The following is a 1,152-nucleotide window of genomic DNA, read 5'->3' on the forward strand; positions in this document are numbered from 1 at the left end:
GATGGCCGAGGCCACACCCGGACTTACATATAAGCAACTAGCCAATGTATCTCAATGGCGTATGTATGAAGATGCAATGAATAAAGCCCAAGCCATATTAGTAAATTTCCATCATAAATTACAGTTGTCCTCCAATTGGGGCGACGGTACAACATCCTCGTCAGATGGTATGAGAATGCAGCTAGGTGTTTCATCACTTCATGCAGATGCAAACCCACATTACGGGACTGGAAAAGGAGCCACCATCTACCGTTTTACTAGTGATCAATTCTCTTCTTACTACACAAAGATTATTCATACAAATTCAAGGGATGCGATTCATGTTTTGGATGGATTGTTGCACCATGAGACGGATCTAAATATAGAAGAGCATTATACAGACACGGCCGGTTACACAGACCAAATATTCGGACTGACTCATTTATTAGGATTTAAATTTGCTCCTAGAATAAGAGATTTATCAGACTCAAAATTATTTACAATAGATAAAGCAAGTGAATATCCAAAATTAGAAGCCATTTTACGTGGACAAATAAATACAAAGGTCATTAAAGAAAATTATGAGGATGTTTTGCGATTAGCTCATTCTATAAGAGAGGGAACAGTTTCAGCATCCCTTATTATGGGGAAACTAGGTTCCTATTCAAGACAAAACAGCTTGGCTTCGGCCTTACGTGAGATGGGCCGAATAGAAAAAACGATCTTTATTTTGAATTATATATCGGATGAATCATTAAGAAGAAAAATACAAAGAGGATTGAATAAAGGAGAAGCCATGAATGGATTAGCAAGAGCTATTTTCTTCGGAAAACAAGGTGAGCTTAGGGAACGGACTATACAACATCAATTGCAAAGGGCCAGTGCCTTAAACATAATCATTAATGCCATCAGTATATGGAATACCTTACACCTAACAAAAGCAGTTGAATATCAAAAACAGGCTAGTAGTTTTAATGAAGAATTATTGCACCATATGTCGCCTCTAGGTTGGGAACATATTAATTTGCTAGGAGAATACCATTTTAATTCCGAGAAAATGGTCTCGTTAGATTCTTTAAGACCATTGAAATTTTCTTAACGTTGTTAAAAATGGGGGAATCGTCTCGAAAATGTGCTTAGCGTTGTAAATCCGCATTTTCCTGACGCTACCCC

General features: G+C 37.5%; 1 protein-coding gene. It reads left to right on the forward strand.

Annotation, left to right across the window (positions count from 1 at the left end; translation table 11 throughout):
- Positions 1-1,078: transposase (locus M3212_RS21650; RefSeq protein ID WP_251195972.1), on the forward strand; the 1,078-nt coding region annotated here is incomplete at its 5' end.
- Between the last annotated feature and the right edge of the window lie 74 nt (positions 1,079-1,152).

This window comes from Halalkalibacter oceani (assembly GCF_023715705.1).
In the GTDB taxonomy this organism is placed as follows: Bacteria; Bacillota; Bacilli; order Bacillales; family Bacillaceae_D; genus Halalkalibacter; species Halalkalibacter oceani_A.